General features: G+C 39.8%; 22 protein-coding genes. 8 read left to right on the forward strand and 14 right to left on the reverse strand.

The window, feature by feature from the left end:
* Positions 1–25: 25 nt before the first annotated feature.
* Positions 26–253: a hypothetical protein gene (locus MUN89_RS16005; protein ID WP_244708771.1), complete on the reverse strand. Its 228-nt coding sequence runs from the start codon at positions 251–253 to the stop codon at positions 26–28.
* Between the two features lie 190 nt (positions 254–443).
* Here MUN89_RS16005 and MUN89_RS16010 point away from each other — a divergent pair, with 190 nt between their 5' ends.
* A complete protein-coding gene (locus MUN89_RS16010; protein WP_244713869.1) occupies positions 444–941 on the forward strand; it encodes a CotY/CotZ family spore coat protein in 498 nt (165 codons plus the stop codon).
* 47 nt (positions 942–988) lie between these two features.
* Here the strand turns inward: MUN89_RS16010 and MUN89_RS16015 are convergent, their stop codons facing one another.
* A complete protein-coding gene (locus MUN89_RS16015) occupies positions 989–1495 on the reverse strand; it encodes a CotO family spore coat protein (RefSeq protein WP_244708772.1) in 507 nt (168 codons plus the stop codon).
* Between the two features lie 187 nt (positions 1496–1682).
* Here MUN89_RS16015 and MUN89_RS16020 point away from each other — a divergent pair, with 187 nt between their 5' ends.
* The gene (locus MUN89_RS16020) at positions 1683–2732 is read left to right on the forward strand and encodes an EAL domain-containing protein (protein WP_244708773.1); all 1050 of its coding nucleotides are present in this window, start codon (positions 1683–1685) and stop codon (positions 2730–2732) included.
* Between the two features lie 18 nt (positions 2733–2750).
* Here the strand turns inward: MUN89_RS16020 and fabI are convergent, their stop codons facing one another.
* From fabI to mgtE, 3 genes are all read right to left on the reverse strand, one after another.
* Positions 2751–3527 (reverse strand): enoyl-ACP reductase FabI, encoded by a 777-nt coding sequence (fabI, locus tag MUN89_RS16025; RefSeq protein WP_244708774.1) that lies wholly within the window; start codon positions 3525–3527, stop codon positions 2751–2753.
* A gap of 121 nt (positions 3528–3648) precedes the next feature.
* The gene (locus MUN89_RS16030; RefSeq protein WP_244708775.1) at positions 3649–5502 is read right to left on the reverse strand and encodes a cation:proton antiporter domain-containing protein; all 1854 of its coding nucleotides are present in this window, start codon (positions 5500–5502) and stop codon (positions 3649–3651) included.
* Positions 5503–5518: 16 nt separating this feature from the next.
* Positions 5519–6883 carry a magnesium transporter gene (gene mgtE / locus MUN89_RS16035; protein ID WP_244708776.1) on the reverse strand — a complete coding sequence of 455 codons (1365 nt, stop codon included), beginning with the start codon at positions 6881–6883 and terminating at the stop codon, positions 5519–5521.
* A 311-nt stretch (positions 6884–7194) separates the two neighbouring features.
* Here mgtE and prpE point away from each other — a divergent pair, with 311 nt between their 5' ends.
* The gene (gene prpE, locus MUN89_RS16040) at positions 7195–7929 is read left to right on the forward strand and encodes a bis(5'-nucleosyl)-tetraphosphatase PrpE (protein WP_244708777.1); all 735 of its coding nucleotides are present in this window, start codon (positions 7195–7197) and stop codon (positions 7927–7929) included.
* An 11-nt stretch (positions 7930–7940) separates the two neighbouring features.
* Here prpE and MUN89_RS16045 read toward each other — a convergent pair whose 3' ends face one another.
* The 3 genes from MUN89_RS16045 to MUN89_RS16055 are packed head-to-tail and all read right to left on the reverse strand — an operon-like array spanning position 7941 to position 10288.
* Entirely contained in the window at positions 7941–8828 is an 888-nt protein-coding gene (locus tag MUN89_RS16045) for an RluA family pseudouridine synthase (protein WP_244708778.1), read from the reverse strand.
* A complete protein-coding gene (locus MUN89_RS16050) occupies positions 8825–9631 on the reverse strand; it encodes an NAD kinase (protein WP_244708779.1) in 807 nt (268 codons plus the stop codon). Before MUN89_RS16050 ends, MUN89_RS16045 begins: the two co-directional genes overlap by 4 nt.
* Before the next feature lie 18 nt (positions 9632–9649).
* Positions 9650–10288, reverse strand: coding sequence for a GTP diphosphokinase (locus MUN89_RS16055; RefSeq protein ID WP_244708780.1), 639 nt, complete (start codon positions 10286–10288; stop codon positions 9650–9652).
* 155 nt (positions 10289–10443) lie between these two features.
* On the opposite strand from MUN89_RS16055, the gene MUN89_RS16060 reads away from it, so the two are divergent.
* The 4 genes from MUN89_RS16060 (at position 10444) to MUN89_RS16075 (ending at position 12633) form a co-directional block, all read left to right on the forward strand.
* Positions 10444–11025 carry a CYTH domain-containing protein gene (locus MUN89_RS16060; RefSeq protein ID WP_244708781.1) on the forward strand — a complete coding sequence of 194 codons (582 nt, stop codon included), beginning with the start codon at positions 10444–10446 and terminating at the stop codon, positions 11023–11025.
* A 54-nt stretch (positions 11026–11079) separates the two neighbouring features.
* Positions 11080–11481 (forward strand): globin domain-containing protein, encoded by a 402-nt coding sequence (locus tag MUN89_RS16065; RefSeq protein WP_244708782.1) that lies wholly within the window; start codon positions 11080–11082, stop codon positions 11479–11481.
* Complete coding sequence (locus MUN89_RS16070) at positions 11478–12365, forward strand: ClpXP adapter SpxH family protein (protein ID WP_305852424.1); 888 nt, start codon at positions 11478–11480, stop codon at positions 12363–12365. Before MUN89_RS16065 ends, MUN89_RS16070 begins: the two co-directional genes overlap by 4 nt.
* Before the next feature lie 88 nt (positions 12366–12453).
* A complete protein-coding gene (locus MUN89_RS16075; protein WP_244708783.1) occupies positions 12454–12633 on the forward strand; it encodes a hypothetical protein in 180 nt (59 codons plus the stop codon).
* 68 nt (positions 12634–12701) lie between these two features.
* On the opposite strand, the gene pepF is transcribed toward MUN89_RS16075, so the two are convergent.
* The 3 genes from pepF to mecA form a co-directional block, all read right to left on the reverse strand.
* The gene (pepF, locus tag MUN89_RS16080) at positions 12702–14510 is read right to left on the reverse strand and encodes an oligoendopeptidase F (protein WP_244708784.1); all 1809 of its coding nucleotides are present in this window, start codon (positions 14508–14510) and stop codon (positions 12702–12704) included.
* Positions 14511–14580: 70 nt separating this feature from the next.
* Positions 14581–15723, reverse strand: a complete 1143-nt coding sequence (locus tag MUN89_RS16085; protein ID WP_244708785.1) for a competence protein CoiA — start codon at positions 15721–15723, stop codon at positions 14581–14583.
* 90 nt (positions 15724–15813) lie between these two features.
* Positions 15814–16521: an adaptor protein MecA gene (mecA, locus tag MUN89_RS16090; protein ID WP_244708786.1), complete on the reverse strand. Its 708-nt coding sequence runs from the start codon at positions 16519–16521 to the stop codon at positions 15814–15816.
* A 295-nt stretch (positions 16522–16816) separates the two neighbouring features.
* Here mecA and MUN89_RS16095 point away from each other — a divergent pair, with 295 nt between their 5' ends.
* Entirely contained in the window at positions 16817–17488 is a 672-nt protein-coding gene (locus MUN89_RS16095; protein WP_244708787.1) for a TerC family protein, read from the forward strand.
* 45 nt (positions 17489–17533) lie between these two features.
* Here the strand turns inward: MUN89_RS16095 and spxA are convergent, their stop codons facing one another.
* From spxA to MUN89_RS16110, 3 genes are all read right to left on the reverse strand, one after another.
* Entirely contained in the window at positions 17534–17929 is a 396-nt protein-coding gene (gene spxA, locus MUN89_RS16100) for a transcriptional regulator SpxA (RefSeq protein WP_244708788.1), read from the reverse strand.
* 299 nt (positions 17930–18228) lie between these two features.
* On the reverse strand, positions 18229–18816 hold the full coding sequence (locus MUN89_RS16105) for a GNAT family N-acetyltransferase (protein WP_244708789.1): 588 nt from the start codon (positions 18814–18816) through the stop codon (positions 18229–18231).
* Between the two features lie 159 nt (positions 18817–18975).
* Complete coding sequence (locus tag MUN89_RS16110; protein ID WP_244708790.1) at positions 18976–20187, reverse strand: putative glycoside hydrolase; 1212 nt, start codon at positions 20185–20187, stop codon at positions 18976–18978.
* Between the last annotated feature and the right edge of the window lie 89 nt (positions 20188–20276).

Raw genomic sequence — 20276 nt, forward strand, 5'->3', positions numbered from 1 at the left:
CTTAAACGTAGCGGCCCCTTTATGCTTAGATCCAGGAAAATCCTCCACGATGATCATTGTTGGATTCATTTTCGTTCTCAGCACGTACGTTATTTTCCTGAGCCTCTTCATTTCTACGGCGCGGACCACCGAAGAAAGGGTCGACACGATCTTGATTGTCATGATGACGCTGCGGCTCGATAACCACGTTATCTGCTTTTATAACAAGGTCTTTGACATGGATAACCCTTTTTTGTTCATGTTTTTCAGACATTCGATTCATCTCCTTATTAAAAGTCACTGTTAATCTATGGTGATTCGCCTTATTCAGTATAGTCATACGCCCAAGATAGGAGAAAAACTCTGTGATTTTAAGAATTAAGCCAAATGCCCACACCGTCTATACCCAGAGACATATTCTAATAAAGACATTACGTCAATACGTAAGGGAAGGGGAAAATTCAATGAGCTGTGGTAAAAATTACGATTCAGGAAGTTGTGTAATCGATATTTTAAGAGATATCGTAGATGCTCAAAACGATGTTCTCACAGATTGTATGACAAGTTGCGAACAGTCAATTGCAGACCTATTGGGCGATACTGGAGGAGGAACTGGACTTGACACAGTCCCAGTCATCCTTTACTGCAAAGGAACTTGCAAACCTTTCAAAGGGTTTGGATCAAGAAAATTCGATGACTATTGCAATGTTAAAGGAAGCTTTTTCTTCCGCGTCAAATCTGTAGATGATGATGGTTGTGCAATTCTTGAGTTATTGTTCTCAGAACGTCTGCTTGAAAATAACGCAGACTCCGCAGAAGATAACGGATGTCACAAACGTTTTGATCCTGAATCTCCAGCTGAACAAAATTGCAATAATTTAAGAGCTTCAGGCATTTGCATTACAGTTGACTTGAACTGCTTCTGCCATGTTACATGCCTGCCAGCAGTTGCCGCTTTATAATAAGCAGTTAAAAAAACCGCGCTCATGCAGCGCGGTTTTATTTATGTCTAAAACCCAATTAATCGTATATCCTGAATATCGATAAATGGGACCTCTTTTTGAAAAGGCCGTTGAAAAACTTTCATGTACACGATGCCATCTTCGTATTTCTGAATGTAACCTCTGTACTGCTCTTCATCTGTGATCACTTCACACTTCATCTTAGGTACTTGCGGAGGCAATTGGAAGAAATAGTCCACTTTTTCTTCGAGACTCATATCTCGAAACCTCTGTCTCCTTTCACGAGGCGTAATATTTTCTTTTGTCTCGCTTTTTTCCTCTTTCTTCACGATCTCGTTTTGGACAGCCACGGCTGTTTCATTATTTTCTACGTCCCCACGGCTGCGACTGCGAATTTCATTTTCCAAACTGGAGGAAGCAGACTTATCTCCTGTTGGGTTGTTCCCTTTTCTTGTTCCTCTGAAGCTTGTTTGCATAGAAACCTCTGCAGGTTTAAACGTCGGCTGGGTAATGTAGAGCATCGGAGGTTTTGCCAACCGTTTACGGTTTACCATAACGATCTCTCCTTTTCTAATTCGGTCATCATTTTATGTATATGCCCATTTATTGCAGCATGTTCATTTTCGTTACAAAAACTGGTTTTTCTACAGGATTTACGCAAATTTAACGAAGATCCTGTAGGAAAGAAAGCATTTATTCGATAAAGTTAAAGGTAAGATCACGAATTAGGAGTGTCATCTTGTGTCTGCAAAGCCACCTATAAACCAAACCCACCATCAACTAATGCAATGGCTGATGCAAAAACAATTTTCGATTCACTTTCAGCCAATTGTCCATGTCCCGACCCACACCATTCAAGGCTACGAAGCATTAACTCGTATTCCTAGTAACGAGAATATAAAAAATTCGGAACAACTGTTTCAGTGTGCTGTGGAAGCCAATCAGATCTTTCGACTTGAAAAGTTGACTAGAGAGCTTGCAATTGATTGGATAGAGCCTTATCTGCATTCAAACCAAAAGCTTTGGGTCAATTTAACCCCGGCTGTTATTCATGATGAATCCTTTACACCAGGGTTTACTCATTCCGTACTAAAGAAATCAAAGATCTCACCGGCGCAAGTTGTTTTCGAAATTACGGAACAATCGGCTGCTAAAGATCTTAAAGGATTCCGGATGCTTCTTAATCATTACCGTGACCAGGGATTTCAGATTGCGATTGACGATGTAGGCTCAGGCTATTCATCCCTTCAATTAATTTCAGAATTAAAACCGGATTTTTTAAAAGTCGACCGGTCTCTCGTCACAAATATCAATCAGCTCCCAGAAAAACAGTATATGCTTGAGGGATTGCAGCATATTTCCTATAAGATGGATTCTCTTTTAATTGCAGAAGGAGTAGAAACAGAAAAAGAGTTTAATCAGCTGACTTCTATGGGTGTACAATACATACAGGGCTATTTTATAGCAAAACCTGCTTTTCCCCCTCCTAAACTCTCTTTTTCACTCATACATAACATGCAAAGCAAGCATAAAATACGATTCTCTTTAACCATTAACGAAAGGACGACGCTTCACGATGTCGTCCACTGGATGACAGAATACGAAGGACAATTCAACCAGAGCTTTGCTTTAGTAGATACAATCAATGTGAGAGCGGTGATTCCACTTCTTGATATCATCCGATTTGCGGGCAGTTTGCTTTTGTCGCTGGGCGAATGGGAACAGCCGGTTTGGGAGAAGCTCCTTGAATGGCGGAAATACAAATACAAAAGCCCTCTGTTTCACTCTTAGAAACAGAGGGCTTTTCAATTAATAGGCGACTATATTAAAACCACCATCTACATGTATGATTTCACCTGTAACTCCCCGAGATAAATCACTCATTAAGTAATACGCTGTATCTCCAACCTCTTCTTGAGTAACTGGACGCTTAAGAGGAGAGCGGCGGTCAATTTCTTCAAATACTTTGTTAAAACCTGAAACCCCTTTTGCAGAAAGGGTTCGGATAGGACCTGCAGAAATTGCATTCACACGAATATTATCCTTGCCTAAATTACTAGCTAAATATTTCATACTTGCATCAAGGCTTGCTTTAGCTACTCCCATGATATTGTAGTTTTCAACGACCTGTTCACCGCCGAGGTAAGTCATTGTTACGATGCTTCCTCCTTCAGTCATAAGCGGTTTTGCAGCGCGTGCCACAGCCGTTAAGGAATAAGAACTGATGTTATGAGCCGTTAAAAAGCCGTCGCGGCTTGTATTTAAAAACTCTCCATTCAGCTCCTCCCTGTTCGCAAAGGCGATACAATGGGCAATCCCATGAATGGTTCCTACGTCCTGCTGAATGGACTCAAAGGTCTGAATAATGGCTTCATCATCCGTAACATCACATTCATAAAACAATGACTCTGTACCTTCGAGTGTGTCGGCTAGTTCTTTTACCGACTTGCCAAATCGTTCATTTGCATAAGTAAAGATTAGTTTTGCTCCTGCTTCATGAAGAGATCTGGCTATCCCCCAGGCGATGCTGCGCTTGTTGGCTACTCCCATGACTACATACGTACGTCCTTCTAAAGAAAGATTCATTCCATGCCCTCCCTGTTCCATAGTTAGGATTTGTTATTAGTACCTGATGCTATTTTAACCAAGTTTCATTTAAAACTCAATTCCCGTCCGAGCATGATTTAAACGAACGCAGTCAGGGGCTTTAATGCCATTCACAGTACTCCAGCTGCAGTTTCAGCTCTTCAACATATTCAGGTGAACCCGTGACAATTAAGTGGTCATTAAAATGAAGCTGCGTGTCTCCGTGGGGAACTATGGAATCTTTCCCCCGAAAGATACGGACCATGATCACGTCACCAGTGAACGGGAAGTCCTTTACATAAACACCATCATATAGGGTATTGTTCATATTTATTTGATAGAGGGCGCTTTCCTGTTGAGTGAATATATCCACCACATCAGGAGCTTCAATCATCGCTTTCAAAAGGGCCTTTGAAGACATAAGGACGGAAAACACCCGGATGTCGAGTTCCTTCAGTTCTTTATCAACAGAAGACGATTCCACTCGAGCAATGATATGAGGTACGCCTTCCTGTTTAGCAAATTTAGCAATCTTTGCATTTTCTGTTTCATCTCCTGTAGAAGCTACCAGAATATCCACATCAAACACGCCCATAAATTTCATTTCTTCCAGCTGATATCCATTCAACTGCTTAATATCAAAACATGAACGGCTGATCTTTTCATCAACCGTATCTCTTTTTGTGTGATATAAATGCGTTTCAAATTGAGTCAGGTCAAGCTCTCGAACGACAGGCAGAGTCATCTGGTTTGATCCTATAAAAGAAATCACTTGTTTATGATCCTCTTCTTCAAACCTTCCATACAGCTTCTTAAAAACAATGGGGGCAATGACACAAGTGAGGACAGCAACTAAAATAAGCGCCCCTTCCATCTGCTTGTCAATCATTCCTTCCCGTTCTCCGATTGTCGCCGCAGCAATCACTAATGATAATGTGGACGTGAGAATCACGCCTGTACTCATCACTGTCCGCATATCAAACCACTTTCTCAGCAGTAATGCCGGAACCACTTTGGAAATTAACAAAGCGAAAAACAATAATGGAATGAGAACCCATACTTTTCTCTCAGTAAACAAACTCCATAAATCGATATCCACACCTACCATGACGAAAAAGATAGGAATAAGAAATCCATACCCAAAGCTGTCGAGTTTTTTTACCATTTCGTGGTCAGGGGATAATAGAGATACAAGTGTCCCTGCAAGAAAGGCTCCGAGAATATTTTCCGCCCCAACGGTTTCAGACAGCGCCACTAAAACGATAATTAGCGTAAACACAGCACGAGTATCAATATGAATGGTCCCTTTTGCCATCGTTTCAAGAAAGGATTGATGGCGGAATTGCTTCCCAACAAAGTAAAGCAGAATTCCAGCTGCAAATAAAATCAGCAGCAGCCATGTATTCCCACCATCCTCACCGTAAAGAGAAACGAATATGGCCAAAAGAATCATCGTGGCTAGATCGGCGATAACGGCAACTAGAAGGATCGTCTGCCCAATGGTCGTTTTCATCATTTGTGCATCCTTTAATGTAGGAACAACGACTCCCAGCGAGATCGTTGAAATAATCAGAGTCATTAAGAATGCACTTTCTATAAAACCTGCCAGCACAAATAGGTAGGACAGGCCAAGGGATAAAACAAAAATACCGCAAAATATGACTAATGCCACTCTTACTGGTTGAAAAGAATCCCTATTCCGCTTTTCTTTATTTGTTTTCCGGCCAAAGATGGAAAAATCGATCTCTAAACCGCTTAAAAACATTAAAAAGATAAATCCCAGTGTAGAAAGGATTTCAAGCCAGCTGCTTTCATCAACTATATTGAAGCCGCTTTTGCCTATGATTAACCCGACGATAATTTCAGCAACGACCACCGGAATAATCGTAAGCTTCAAACGGTGAAGCAGGATTGGGGTAAGAAATGCAGCAATGATTACGATAACGAGTGAGGTAACTGAAGCTCCATGCTCCATGGTTAACCTCCTTTCTTCAAATCAATAGGTTCATAAAAGCAGTAGCCATACCAAAGTAAATCAATATGGATATGATATCGTTTATCGTTGTAATAAATGGACCTGATGCTACGGCAGGATCTATGTTAAAACGGTGCATAATAATAGGCACAAGTGATCCTGCTAATGTAGCCACAACGAGAGTCAGCGCCACAGATAAACCGACAAGCAGACCTAAGTAAAAGTTGCTTTGCCACAAATAGACGATAATAGTAATAAGCAGGCCGCATGAAATCCCTGTAATCAGTCCTGTACCGGCTTCTTTAAGTATCATCTTCCATTTGCCTTGTTTATCTATATCTCCAGTGGCAATTCCACGGACAGCGACAGCCAAAGCCTGTGTCCCTGTATTCCCTGCCATTCCTGCAATTAGGGGAATAAAAATGGCTAGAATCGCAACTTTATCCAGTGTTTCTTCAAAACGGCCGATTAAACTTGCGGTGAAGCTTCCGAGAAATAGGAGGATAATCAGCCATGGCAGTCTTTTTTTAGCAGATTGGAAAGCATTCTCGTCCGTACTTTCTACATCAGAGATCCCTGCTAACTTCGAGTAGTCATCACTTGCTTCTTCTTCCATAACATCCATAATATCATCAACTGTAATAATTCCTAATAAATGATCTTGAAAATCCACGACCGGTAAAGCAAGGAAATCATAATCCCGCATCATCCGGGCAATTTCTTCCTGGTCTTCCCCTACAGAAACGGAAACCACTCGTTCATTCATTACATCAGAGATCAACCACTCTTCTTCAGAAATAATTAAATCCCTTAATGAAATAACGCCGACAAGTTGTTTATCTTCATTGATGACATACGTATAATAAATGGTCTCAGCATCCGGTGCTTCTTTTCTTAAGTGAAGCATAGCTTCTCTAATTTTCATCCCGGCTTTGACGACCACGAATTCGGTGGTCATAATCGACCCACCAGTTTTTTCTTCATAATGAAGGAGGTCTTTAATTTCCTCAGCCGCTTCGTCATCCATTATGGTTAGGAAACTCGCCACTTTTTCTTTATCCAGTTCGTTTAGGATATCTACGGCATCATCCGTTGACATCTCTGCAAAGACTTGTGCTGCAAAGCGGGGATCCATTTCTGCAAAGAAGGGTTCTATATCTTCATAATCGATGTGCTCCATGACTTCGGCAATTTCCTCAGGAGAAAGGTATGTGTAGATCTGGAGCCGGACTTCTTGATCCATTTCTTCAAATATTCGGGCTTGGTCATATGGATGCAACTCAAGGAACTCTGCCCGGAATTGGTCAATATGATCGTTTAATAGAGCATCTTGAATGGCTTTCCACATTTCTTGGCGTTCTAGATCATCTAAATGTTCCATAAGCCTTCCCTCCTAGTCCAGACGTGGCTTTTTTGACCGTTTAATCTTACTGTCGAGAACGTGCTTTGTCAATCATAGCAGTTTCATTTTCTCTAAAAAGGAGTTCTCATTAATAAAAGAAGCATTTTCATGTACACTAACAATTATAAAAGTAGTTTAACAGATGAATGTTCCGATTGGGAATAACCACCCTGTAGGTGATAGGAGCTTGTTTTACTTCTTTTTCAGAAAACGAACCCTTATTTGCATAACGATGAACTTATGTGGAGATGCTGAGGAAATCTTCACTTTTTTAATAGGGAGGATACAATATGAAAGTAGATATTATCGGTGACGTTCATGGTTGTTTAACAGAGCTGAAACAGCTTTTTTCTGAATTGGGATATTATTGGAAGAATGGTCTACCTGTACATCCAGAAGGAAGAACACCCGTATTCTTAGGAGATATTACAGATCGAGGTCCCGACTCCATCCATTGCATTCGAATCGTTTACCAGCTGGTAGTGAAAACGAAACGGGCTAGGTTTGTTCCTGGTAACCATTGTGACAAGCTCTATCGTTATTTCCTAGGAAATCCTGTACGTGAAACACATGGACTGGAAACGACTACGGAAGAATTCCGTGCATTATCCGCAAAAGATCAGGTAGAAATCAAAAATGAATTCATGGAATTAATGGAAACTTCTCCTCTTTACCATGTTCTCTCTGAAGTAAATGCAGTAGTTGCGCACGCAGGGATCCGCGAAGAAGATATAGGGAGAGACAATAAGAGGGTGAGAACGTTTGTATTATATGGAGATATTACCGGTGAGAAGCTTCCCGATGGGCGGCCGGAACGCAGAGATTGGGCCCAGGGTTATAAAGGAAACCAATGGATCGTTTATGGTCACACCCCTGTCCTTAAGCCCCGATTTGTAAATAAGACTGTTAATATTGATACTGGCTGTGTTTTTGGAAACGAGCTGACCGCTTTCCGCCTGCCTGAAGAAGAACTAGTCAGTGTCCCTTCCAGTATGCCCTTTGTGAAAGAAAAATTTAGATATTAATCATCCAGGCTCTAAGTGAGCCTGGATGATTTTTCCCAGCTTTCCGGGAATGGAAGGCAGAAGTTCATCTTTTTTTTCGTATACGGGTGAATAAAAATGAGCCTGTGACAATGAAGAGCCTGTCCATTCGTCCATTCTCTATGCTCCCCGCCATAGAGCGTGTCTCCAATAAGCGGATACCCTATGTGTGAGAGATGTACTCTGATTTGGTGGGTGCGTCCAGTTAGAAGTTTTAACTCCACTAGAGAAATGTCATCAAAACACTTCTTCGCTTCATAAACTGTCGCAGCCGGTTTGCCTGATGAATCGATGCACCTTTTTATGATCGATCCTTCAGCTCTTGCAATAGGCACCTCTATACTCCCTTTTCCTTTTTTTAGGCAGCCGTGGACCAGTGCCAGGTAATAACGGCGTATTTCCGTATGGTTCGCTAGTAAATCATGACTGTATTGGTGTTTAGCCACGAGCATTAAACCGCTTGTATCCTTATCCAACCGCGTTACGATATGGACGGTTGAAGGAATATTCTGCACCTCATAATGATAGGCAAGCCCATTTGCTACTGTTCCCATTTGCTGTTGGGGATTGGGAGAAACCCCCATTCCTTGCGGCTTATTCAATACGAGAACATCTTCATCCTCATAAATCATGTCCAAAGGTACAGGCTGAGGAATTAACCTCTCTGATCTTTTTTCCAGAGGAAACTGAACGAGCAGCCTGTCCCCTTTCTTTAACTTTTCATATACAAATGCTTTCCTGCCGTTGATTTCAAACCTGCCGTATTCTTTCACTTTTCGTAAAAGCTGCCTTGAAAACAGCTGCTTGTTTAATACATATTCTCTGATCGAATGTCCGTCTGCCCCAAAATCGATTGTCCAATGTTTTTGATGTTTGTTCAATTAGGATAATCGTCGGATACGAAGGAATCGTGGACCCTTTTCCAAAATGGAAATGGGCGGAATCTGGCAAAACGGACTTTTTCTTTGGCCACTCGGCACTGAATAGACTTAACATCTTTATATGTTCGGGTAATATGATCCATGGTGATTAAAAAACTGCGATCGTTCAACGGCTTTAATAGACACGTATGGTGACTAGGCAGGATCAGCGGAGAACCAATCGTACGGAACACACGATTATTGATAGATGCCATCTCAGCAATTTGAATGGCTTCCAGTGAAGGATGAAGGATTGCCCCTCCCAGAGCTTTATTGTAAGCCGTACTTCCAGATGGTGTGGAAATACACAGTCCATCTCCGCGAAATGTCTCAAAATGGTCTCCTTTGATTTCTATATCAAAAACGACAGATCCTTCAGAAGTCTTAATCGTACACTCATTTAACGCGAGAAACCGATCTTCTTCCCCTTCCTCCTGCGGTCTGATGGTTACTTCAAGCAAAGGATACTCCACCACTTGAAAAGGCGTACGTGCGATTTCTATAATCAGCTTTTCCAATTCATCAGGCATCCAGTCGGCATAGAAACCTAAGTGACCGGTATGAATCCCTATAAAAGCTGTTTCGTCCAAACGATGTACATAAGTGTGAAAAGCTTCAAGCAGCGTTCCATCTCCTCCAACGGAAATCGCAAGATCCGGCTCTTCTTCATCGTACTCTAATTGGAATTCTGATAAATAATTTTTTATTTTTGAACGTATTTCATTCGATTTTTGATCTCCCTTGGACAAGATCGAAAACTTCATAAGGCTGTTTCAACTCCTCTACGTTTTCTTTGGCTGTTTCTTTTGTTCTTCTTTTCTGCGGAAGGCTTTTTGTGCCTCATGAATCTCATGCTTAATTTTAGACATCTCTTCATCAAGCTGAAAAGCAGCTTCGGCAGCTCTCTTTAGACGCGACTTAACTTCCGCAGGTATTTTCCCCGCATATTTATAATTGAGCGAATGTTCGTTTGTTGCCCAAAAATTCATAGCCAGTGTTCGAATTTGGATTTCAGCAAGTACAAATTTTTCTCCATGAATGGTTTCCACAGGATATTTAATGATGACGTGATAAGACCTGTACCCACTATCCTTCTTCCTGGAAATATAGTCTTTCTCTTCTACAATCTGAAAATCCTTCCGGGTTTGCAGCATACTTACAACCGCATAAATATCGTCGACAAACTGGCATACAACCCTTACTCCCGCAATATCCTGCAATTCTTCTTCGATGTTTTCAGGGTTTATGCCTTTTCTTCGAGCTTTTTCAATAATACTTGTTTTCGGTTTTACCCTTCCCGTAACAAATTCAATCGGGGATTGTTCACGTTCATATTCAAATTGCTGGCGCATTCCTTTTAGTTTAACCTTTAATTCTTCAACTACTTGTGCATAGGGTGCAAAAAATGTATCCCAATTCACGCTTGCGCACCACCTTTATGTATCAAGCCTAATAGTAATTATGTGCGTTTTGACTCATATTCATTGTATCATAAAGTTAGTAACCAACAGAATATGAAAGGCTTCCTTTTGCATTTCCCACTGGAAATAACCCATAATAAAGAGGAGGAGTTTCTATGGTCCAAGAAGTTGAAATAGAATTTAAGAACTTGCTGACTTACGATGAATACAATCGCATTTATCAATTTTTACCATTCAAATCTGTTGAACTGTTTGAACAAACCAATTATTATTTTGAAACAAAGGATTTAAAATTAAGAGAGCAAGGGGCAGCTTTACGTATCCGACACAAAAATAATAAGTGGGTCCTGACACTAAAACAGCCCCACAGTGAAGGACTTCTGGAAACCCACGATGAGCTTTCTCCCGATGAAGCTAACCTGTGGATACAAAATAAAACCACCAAGAAACCTGATGTAGCAAAACAGCTGAATCAGCTGGGTGTTGCGGAAGATGAGCTCATATACCTTGGTTCTCTGACAACAAGAAGGTGTGAAGTTGATTATCAGGATACTACAGTAGTTCTTGACCACAGTCTATATTACGGAAAAGAAGACTTTGAACTTGAGGTTGAAGCAGACACCTATGTTGAGGGAGATGCCGTATTCAGCCACCTTCTAAAGGAGCTTAACATTCCAAAACGGCCGACAGATAATAAAATTAAGCGATTCTATCAAGCAAAGCTCGAATCAGAATAGTTGCCCCAGCTCGGTGCCGTTGCTAAAATGATTTTACAGACAGGAAGGGATTTTATGCCTCACCAACCAAATTCCATCTATGAAGCCATCGGACCTGAGAAAATTGACCAGCTTGTAGAAGCGTTTTATAAACGCGTCAGTAACCATAAGGATCTTATTCCTATTTTTCCTGACGACTTGACAGAAACAGCGAGAAAACAAAAACAATTTTTAACCCAGTTTTTCGGAGGACCTCCCTTATATATAGAAGAGCATGGCCACCCTATGCTGAGAGCGAGACACCTCCCTTTTAAAATAACCCCGACAAGAAGGGACGCATGGCTTTCCTGTATGGATGCTGCTCTCGATGAAGCCGATATTAAGCAGCCCTACAAAGAAGCGATATTTGAGAGGTTGTCTATGACTGCCAACCATATGATGAATACCCCAGAAGATGAGAAAGGAGAATCGATGTGAGTTGGAAAAGCCTGGACAGCAAGAATGAAAAACAAGGCACAGCCAGTGGATTCTTTGACTTGGTAAAACGCCCGATAGAAATGTATGTATTTATCGATCCACTCTGTCCTGAATGCTGGTCTCTTGAGCCCTTTCTAAAAAAGCTCATCATCGAATACGGACGTTTCTTTACTCTCCGGCCCATCATAAGCGGAAAGCTTGCTTCTTTACAGCAAAACCGTGTAGAGAAGCCGGAAAAACTGAAAAAGGTATGGGATCATACTGCTTCAAGAACAGGAATGTGCTGTGATGGGGATGTATGGCTGGAGAACCCTATCTCTTCTCCTTTGCTCACTGCGTTGGCAGTAAAAGCAGCTGAACTGCAGGGAAAAAAAGCAGGGATGCGTTTTCTGAGGAAAGTTCAGGAATTTGTATTTTTGGAAAAACAGAATGTCTCTGACAGGGATGTATTGATCGATTGCGCAAATAAAAGCAGGCTTGATGTGAATGAATTTAAGAAAGACCTTCAATCAGAAGCTGCTAAACGTGCTCTTCAATGTGATTTAAAGCTGACCCATGAAATGGAGGTAGAAACTACTCCTACTCTGGTCATTTTTAATGGATCCGAAGATGATGCCGGCTTAAAGATTACCGGCCTTTATTCATATGAAGTCTATGTAAAAGTGTTAAAAGAAATGCTTCAAAAAGACCCCAAACCTGCTGTTAAACCGGAACTGATTGACTTTCTTTCCCACTACCGATTTGTGGCAAATAAAGAAATCGCTGTCGTTTATGATTGGACGGAACAGGAAGCAAAAAAAGAGATGAAAAAGCTTGTTTTAAGACAGCAAGTAAGAGAAGTTCCGGTAAAACACGGTGCTTTTTGGGAATATATCGGTTTTTAGACAAGCCCCATTTTTCGGGGCTTTTTTTATGCCTTCACCGTTCTAAATCCCCCTCCATGTCATAAAATAATAATGGAGGATGATGCCTATGAAACGATGGACAATCCTTTTAGGAGTCCCTTTATTGTTGTTTATTGGTCTGTTTCATGTATTTGCGTTAATGCACTTATTTCCGCTTTATGTCACTTCTCCATTGCTCTTTATTACTCTTTATCTAATCATTTCACTACTCTTCCATAAGAAAAGCTTTAAAGGCTTTACAAAATAGCCCATACAGAAGGATTCTGTATGGGCCGCTTTACTTTTTGACCAGTGCTCTGTTTGTAATAAAAAGTACTAGGAGTTTAGAAGGTTTTCCATTTCCTGAAGTTTATCTTCGAAGATATCTAAAGCAGCCATAATCGGTTGTTTGGATGTCATATCGACTCCTGCTGCTTTTAACACTTCAATTGGGTAGTCGCTGCTGCCTGCTTTTAAAAACTTTTTGTAACGTTCTACAGCTTTGTCCCCTTCGGTTAGAATCTGATCCGCCAAGGCAGTGGCAGCTGAGTAGCCAGTTGCATACTGATACACATAATACCCCATGTAAAAATGAGGGATTCTTGCCCATTCTAATCCAATCTTGTCATCAATCACTACATTTTCCCCAAAATATTTCTTATTAAGCTCATAATATAATTCAGTTAACTTATCAGCCGTCAAAGCTTCACCATTTTGAGCCTGCATATGAATAGTGTGCTCAAACTCGGCAAACATCGTTTGACGGAAGACAGTCCCTCTAAACCCTTCAAGGAAATTATTCAACAAGTATAGTTTTTCCTTTTTCTCTTTCGTATTCTTAAGCAGATAATCATTCAATAAAGCTTCATTGCATGTGGAAGCTACTTCTGCAACAAAAATAGAGTAATTACCGTAACGATATGGCTGATTTTCGTGTGTATAATAACTGTGAAGCGAATGTCCTAATTCGTGAGCCAGGGTAAACAAATTATTCACGTTATTCTGCCAGTTCAATAAGATGAATGGGTGGGTATCATAATGGCCGGAAGAATAGGCTCCGCTCCTTTTCCCTTTGTTTTCTTCCACGTCAATCCAACGGCTTTCGAATCCATTTTTTATGATGGATAGATATTCTTCCCCCATAGGAGCAAGTCCTTTTAAGACCAGTTTTTTTGCGTCATCGTAAGAGATATCCATTTCGGCATCTTTTACGAGGGGTGTATATAAATCATACATATGAAGTTCATCAAGACCTAACACTTGTTTTCTCAAGTCAATATAACGATGCAGCAGAGGAAGACGTTCATTCACTGCATCGACCAGATTGTCATAAACCGTTTCAGGAATATTGTTATTATCCAATGCAGCTTGTCTGGCACGATCATATTTACGGACCTTGGCATTAAAATTGTTTTTCTTAATATGTCCGCTCAAGGTCGAAGCAAATGTGTTCTTAAATGAGCCAAAAGTATCGTACATGGCATCAAATGCATCTTTCCTTACTTTTCGACTTTCCGATTTCAGAAAACTAATATAACGGCCGTGAGTTAAATCTACTTCTTCACCTTCTTCGTTTTCGATGGAAGGAAAAGTTAAGTCGGCATTATTCAGCGCACCATAAGTTTGGGAAGGGTTGGATCCAATTTCTGAAAATCCTGCAAGCAGTCTTTCTTCCTTTTCGCTAAGTACATGGGCTCTCTGACGTGTGATCTCGTTCAAAGCGTGCCGATACTCTTTGAGAGAATCAGATTGTTTAAGATATTGATCAACAGTTCCTTCAGGAAGAGATAAAATTTCGGGAACGATAAAACTCATTTCTGAAGCAATTTGAGTGTAAAGCGTTTCCGCTTTCGTATTCATTTCCTGATAACGGGAATTCGTAGTGTCCTGATCGTACCTCATATGAGCATATACAAACAAGCGGCCGATACGGTTAGAAATTTTATCTTGCAATTTAAGCAGGTTATATAACTGTTCAGCTGATTCACCAAGTTTTCCTTGAAATTGCTTCAGATCAGGAAAAAGCTCTTTAATCGCTTCATATTCTTTATACCAATCTTCATCCGAGGTGAAAATACTTTCAAGATCCCACGTCTTCTCAACCGGGATCTCTTCTCTCTTTGGTAATTCTTTCGTAGATGCCATTCAACATCCTCCTTCTAAAATTCATCACCCTAAACATTTCTCGATTTCCGGCTAAATCCCTTCCTTAATATTAGCTTTTTTGATACTTTTTTAATAATTTAATAATATTTTTATCTTCTTCCATAGCCTGTTCAATATGGAAATGAAAATGTATTTCTTTCTTTTTAATCCAGCCATTCTCAAAGGTTGGTTCTAAATAACCTAATTGACTGAGAAGAAGCTCATATTCCCTGACCGGGTTTGCTCGGTGCTGATTCATACAGGAAACCGTTTCTTTATAAGGGAAACGGCCGCTTTCTCCTATCGGGAGATCCAAAAAATGTTCAACCACTAATTGAGTCTGCCATAAGTATGGACGTTCGCTTATCATCCATTGACTTTTTACAGGCAGGTAGCAAACAGAAGGAATTAAGGAGAAATGCAGTCCCTTTTTATATAAATGGGCCCGCCAGCGCTCTTCTTGTTTACTTACAAATTTCTTATATTTGGTTCGGTGTTCACACATTAGTTTTGCCCAACTTTGAAAGAGAGAATGCATTGAAAAGCTTTGAGGTTTTAATAGTTGAGGAAAAGTTAAATCGGAGAGAGGATAAACGGTTAAATGATGATGACATTTTGTATTGGTAAGCTTATAAATATTCGAAGCAACTATAAATTTTTCAGCGGAAACATCTAAAAAGTATAAGTGATAGCTGCCATGAAAATGATAAACCAAGGTTTGTAAAAAACGAGTCCAATTTATCGTATGTCTTGCCTTTGTTACATAGTGCTCAGCTCCCAGAATCCATAAAGGGAAAATTCCAGCTTTCAAATAGGATGTCGTTCGTTTTTCAATTTCAGAAGTAGATATCACTGAACATTGATATTCAATCGCAATCGTTTTGAATGGGAGCCTGAGTAAAAGGTCCGCCCTCTGATTAATTTCAGGTACATATGCTTCTAATTGGACATCGAACTGCTGTAACTTTAACCACTTGAATAACAACCACTTCCCATTTTCGTGCACTTCACTTTCTCCTCTGCCAACAGCTGCACATTGACTATTTGGATAATGAGCGAAGTGAGGGGCTGTATAAGGGCCTGATCGAATAAAAACCTCTTCTGAGCAATCCGGGCAATGGAAGACCTCCGTTTTCTTCAGCTTATTGATTTCTTCTTTGGATTTGTTATACAGAGTATAAGTTGTTCCGTTTTTGTTTTGTGCGTGGAACACGTATTCACCTCCCTCTTTATCATTCGCTTCTCTTTTTAAAAACCCTTTTTAAAAATAAAAAAAAAGCACACCTTAAATCGTGTGCTTTTCTTAAAGATCAGGGAAATACTGCTTTACCTGCTGCAGTGCTTCTTCTTTAAAGATAGGTGTACCATATTCTTGTAAACGGTAAATAGTGATGGAAGACTCCAGTCCAAACTCCATAATTTGGCTTAAAACATTTTCTTGATCGTCATCACTCATATTTTCATCATTGAACTGAATATATAAATAGTAGTGATCCTCATAATGGTATAGACGATTGTCTACGGCATCGTGAGAGGACAAGTAGTGGCTGAGTTGAATGACGTCTTCGAATTCATTAAATTTAAGTGTAAACGTCAGAGGTTCGAACGAATCATCATCGTGCTCCCACTCTTCTTCGTCCTCATCTTTATCGCTGTTTTGATCAGTATGGCTGAATTTATGGTCAAGTAAAGATTCTAATTTTTCATCTACTGGTACATCTATGGTCTTACCGTCTTCATTAGGCAGTTCTAACTTCTGCCCATCTTGGGAAACCTGAGCTTTAGTAACAATTACTTCTAGGCCTTTATCCATAGCTTGGACTTGTATCCAGAGTGGACCATCCGCCTGAAAGTTCTCTTGGTCGTTCACTTCATCCATCATTTCCCAAAAAAGCTGTTCGCTTCGTTCGCGGTTATACCATATTTCTTCGCGATCGAACCCTCGCTGTTCAACGTCTTGATAAGAAACATAGAACTTTACCGTGTTTTCATTAATGCGTTCGATTTCCATACTTTTCTCTCCCTTCTAACATGTGATTAGGGGGAAGGGATGTTCACCCTTAACATTGCTTAATTAAACCTTACCCTTTTGGTCAAGGGTTCAACCATCATGAAGTTTACTGTAAGAATTGGTGTACTTTTATTGTATGACAGTCACACTCAAATGGAAAATGAATTGCATTGAATTCAGCTTATAACCATAACCGAGCTATTTTCTGACTAATCAAACAATTCATAATACAAGCTGGTTTTTTATTTTAGCGCATTTCATGACGTTTGTCACTACATAGAGGAGGAATTTTTTAATGAGCTGGGACATGCTTGAACCTATATTGATTATTATCAGCATTGATATCATTCTTGGAGGTGACAATGCAGTCGTCATTGCACTTGCCAGTCGAAAGCTTCCTCCCCATCAACGAAATAAAGCTATTATTATGGGTACAGTACTTGCAGTAGCTGCCCGGATTTTTTTAACAGCGTTAGCACTGTACTTGCTCCAAATTCCTTTTTTACGCCTAATCGGCGGTCTGTTATTGTTTTATATTGCATTTCGCTTAGTAACAGATAACGACGAGTCCGAACAAATAAAAGCAGGTGAGAGTTTGTTTGCCGCTGTAAGGACAATTGTCTTTGCTGACATTGTAATGGGTTTTGATAACGTACTTGCTATCGCTGGGGCAGCCCATGATAACATAATCCTTGTCATATTAGGTTTGCTTGTATCAGTACCTATTATTGTCTGGGGGAGCCGTTTTATCCTCATGCTGATGGACCATTTTCCCCTGCTTATTTATTTTGGAGCAGGGATCCTTGCCTATACTGCAGCAGATATGGTATTAGAAGATCAACAGGTCCTCCAGATCCTTACTTCATATCCATTTATTCACGATTATCTGCCGATTCTCATGGTTGTCATCATTGTCGTTTCCGGTTATTTAATAAATCGCCGCAATTCCCCTGAATTACCCATGTAAATGAAGAAAAAGCTGTCTTCCGATTTAGGGAGACAGCTTTTTAATTTAATTCACTAATTTTTGGGCTTCTTTCAATTGGAACGTGCGGACACTGCGAGGTAGGAAACGACGAATCTCGTCTTCGTTATAGCCTACTTGCAGCCGCTTATCATCAATAATGATCGGCCGGCGAAGCAGCCCAGGGTTTTCTTGAATTAAATCAAATAATTCTTGCATTGGAAGTTGATCAAAGTCGATTTTTAACTTTTGAAATACTTTAGATCGGGTAGAAATAATTTCTTCCGTTCCATCTTCCGTCATTCTCAAAATTTCTTTAATTTCATCAAGCGTTAATGGTTCGGAAAAAATATTTCTTTCTTTATAAGCGATGTTATGTTCTTCCAGCCAAGCTTTTGCTTTACGGCATGATGTGCAACTTGGTGAGGTATAAAGTGTTACCATACAGAAACTTCACTCCTCAAAAAATATTTATATACAAACTCTTAATGAAAAATTAATTTAAAATCAATATAAATTAACCTGTTATTACTATAACACACTTGTCAACTAAAATCTATATCCCGCCAGCTATTTCCGTACAAACGTTCTGTATGTTCCTAAGTATCATTTAATTTATAGGTATATTCCACGAATTTTTACAGATCAAACTTTTTTTTAATAAAAAACACGTTATTTTTTTATTTTCAACTAAGGTCTTGCATTGAAAATACCCACCAGCTTCATTGGTGGGTATTCGGCATTTATTTAGGGTTTTCAAGACTTCCTAAAATGTCTGTGGTTTCTCGTTCTTCATCCAACGTCAGTACTTCATCTACAGGTTGGTAGGACTTTCCGTAAAACTCATCATCTTTATACGTGTGAATTTCTTCATACATCTTTTTCATCTGCTTGTAGATTTGTTCCTCAGAGGCATCCTCAGGAGACCAAAAGAGAATTTCCATTTGGTTTGGTTCATCAGTGGCCAAAGATTTGCGGGTGTAACCAATGGACTGCGCGTGTCTAAATCCTTCACGCTGGTAAAAACGAAGTCTTTTTTCCGAGTCTGTATCCTCATAATCCACAGGTTCGACTTCGAGTATGATTGGTTTATTCTTCGCTTTCATTTTTTCAATTAATTTATGACCCAATCCCTGGCCTCTTGAAGCAGTGGAAACGTATACATAATCTATAAAAATAAACGAATCAAACTCAGCGTACATCAGCACATGATGCTCGCCTTCATCTTTGTAATAAACTTCACTTTTTTCCTTCAGCAGTGCTTCCATATGTTCCTGTGATTTCATTTCCTCAACCGGAAAGTATTGATTTAGCTTTTCATACCAATTCATTGATCTACTCCCTTATTAATATTTTCATTTCATATTATAACGAAGTTTGCTGACAATGTTAAATGTCCAAAAAACCAACTGCCAACTATACTTTACCCTTATTCTTGTCAATGTAATCATACATTATCAAGCCCGGTAGAAACCGGGCGATTTTTCCCATTAAGGAGTGTAGTCAACATTTTCAGTATAATTGTTCCCTGCATTCCAAATGAGGAATTCATTGATTCCGTTTTCGTTCAACGCACGTATCTGAGCTTCTACTTCTGTCTTACCGTATTGCTTTGTTGCGCCGGAATAAAGCCATGGTGCTTCAAAGTCTTGGATCCATGGACGTGAAGTAGGTTTATTTTCTAGTTTGCTTAGCACTTCATTTTCTACTTTTGCATAAGCACTGACAAGCTTATATGGTTCGGTGTCAGGCTTTGGAATATTAAAATACGGACCCCAGTGGCTCGGATAAATCATGGAAGAAATGACGTCTACATTGCTTGAGATTTTAGAAAAGTTCTGGCCGATATTTGGTGCCGCTGGAATTGTTGCTGAGTAGCCAAATATGTCCACCGATACATCCACCCCATAATATTTCAACTGCTCACGTGCATATTTCACAAAATCAGTTACAGCTGTTACACGTTTTTCAACATCATTGAGCTCCAGGTCTTGATAATCACCTTGTTTGTAAGTGAGCTCATGATCACGATTTCCAAAACCTTCCGGGAACCTGACGTAGTCAAATTGAATTTCTTTAAAGCCTAATTCAGCTGCTAATTTTGCAATATCAACATTATACTCCCATACTTCTTTCATAAATGGGTTGACAAATGCTTCCCCTTTTCCATTTGTCCATACTTTTCCATTTTGAGTATAAGACAAATCTGGACGCTTCTTTGCTAGTCGCGAATCTTTAAAAACAACAACCCGGGCGATCGGATAAATTCCTTTTTCTTCAAGTGTTTTTAACAGCTTTTCAGGATTATCTATGTAATTCTCAGCCATGTCTGCATATTTAGAATCTTTATCAACATTAATGGTAATGTCTCCGTTGTCCTCTTTAATATCGATAACCATCGCATTTAGATCCGTATCATCCACTAACCGAGTAAGCTCATTCATTTTCTGACCGCCAGCAGAAGGACCCGTTACATATATTCCTCTAATCGCATCCGGGTAAGTAAAATCTAATCCTGAATCATAGACATACCTAGCAGCCGGGCTTGGTAGTTCTAACTTTGTAAGAGCTATTTCCTTTCCAGTCAATAAAGACATCTTTTTAGCGCTGTTCTGTTCGGCATGAACATTATGTAAAGGTAATACCAAAGAAAAGAGGAGAACACCGCTGATAAACTTTCTCATAAATTTCTTATTCCCCATATTTGCATCCTGCTCCTATTTATGTACTTTTTATTATTATATAAGACATCCATTGAAACTGAACAGTCATCTTTGTAAATTTCCTGAAA

Origin of the sequence: Halobacillus salinarum, from assembly GCF_022919095.1 — a bacterium.
Taxonomy (GTDB): domain Bacteria; phylum Bacillota; class Bacilli; order Bacillales; family Halobacillaceae; genus Halobacillus_B; species Halobacillus_B salinarum.

What these genes read in the sequence shown, in the direction of transcription:
- MUN89_RS16005 (WP_244708771.1), bottom strand. Translation starts at nt 253, where the DNA reads ATGTCTGAAAAACATGAACAAAAAAGGGTTATCCATGTCAAAGACCTT.
- MUN89_RS16010 (WP_244713869.1), top strand. Translation starts at nt 444, where the DNA reads ATGAGCTGTGGTAAAAATTACGATTCAGGAAGTTGTGTAATCGATATT.
- MUN89_RS16015 (WP_244708772.1), bottom strand. Translation starts at nt 1,495, where the DNA reads ATGGTAAACCGTAAACGGTTGGCAAAACCTCCGATGCTCTACATTACC.
- fabI (WP_244708774.1), bottom strand. Translation starts at nt 3,527, where the DNA reads ATGAATCTTTCTTTAGAAGGACGTACGTATGTAGTCATGGGAGTAGCC.
- MUN89_RS16030 (WP_244708775.1), bottom strand. Translation starts at nt 5,502, where the DNA reads ATGGAGCATGGAGCTTCAGTTACCTCACTCGTTATCGTAATCATTGCT.
- mgtE (WP_244708776.1), bottom strand. Translation starts at nt 6,883, where the DNA reads ATGGAACATTTAGATGATCTAGAACGCCAAGAAATGTGGAAAGCCATT.
- prpE (WP_244708777.1), top strand. Translation starts at nt 7,195, where the DNA reads ATGAAAGTAGATATTATCGGTGACGTTCATGGTTGTTTAACAGAGCTG.
- MUN89_RS16050 (WP_244708779.1), bottom strand. Translation starts at nt 9,631, where the DNA reads ATGAAGTTTTCGATCTTGTCCAAGGGAGATCAAAAATCGAATGAAATA.
- MUN89_RS16060 (WP_244708781.1), top strand. Translation starts at nt 10,444, where the DNA reads ATGGTCCAAGAAGTTGAAATAGAATTTAAGAACTTGCTGACTTACGAT.
- MUN89_RS16065 (WP_244708782.1), top strand. Translation starts at nt 11,080, where the DNA reads ATGCCTCACCAACCAAATTCCATCTATGAAGCCATCGGACCTGAGAAA.
- MUN89_RS16075 (WP_244708783.1), top strand. Translation starts at nt 12,454, where the DNA reads ATGAAACGATGGACAATCCTTTTAGGAGTCCCTTTATTGTTGTTTATT.
- pepF (WP_244708784.1), bottom strand. Translation starts at nt 14,510, where the DNA reads ATGGCATCTACGAAAGAATTACCAAAGAGAGAAGAGATCCCGGTTGAG.
- mecA (WP_244708786.1), bottom strand. Translation starts at nt 16,521, where the DNA reads ATGGAAATCGAACGCATTAATGAAAACACGGTAAAGTTCTATGTTTCT.
- MUN89_RS16095 (WP_244708787.1), top strand. Translation starts at nt 16,817, where the DNA reads ATGAGCTGGGACATGCTTGAACCTATATTGATTATTATCAGCATTGAT.
- spxA (WP_244708788.1), bottom strand. Translation starts at nt 17,929, where the DNA reads ATGGTAACACTTTATACCTCACCAAGTTGCACATCATGCCGTAAAGCA.
- MUN89_RS16105 (WP_244708789.1), bottom strand. Translation starts at nt 18,816, where the DNA reads ATGAATTGGTATGAAAAGCTAAATCAATACTTTCCGGTTGAGGAAATG.
- MUN89_RS16110 (WP_244708790.1), bottom strand. Translation starts at nt 20,187, where the DNA reads ATGGGGAATAAGAAATTTATGAGAAAGTTTATCAGCGGTGTTCTCCTC.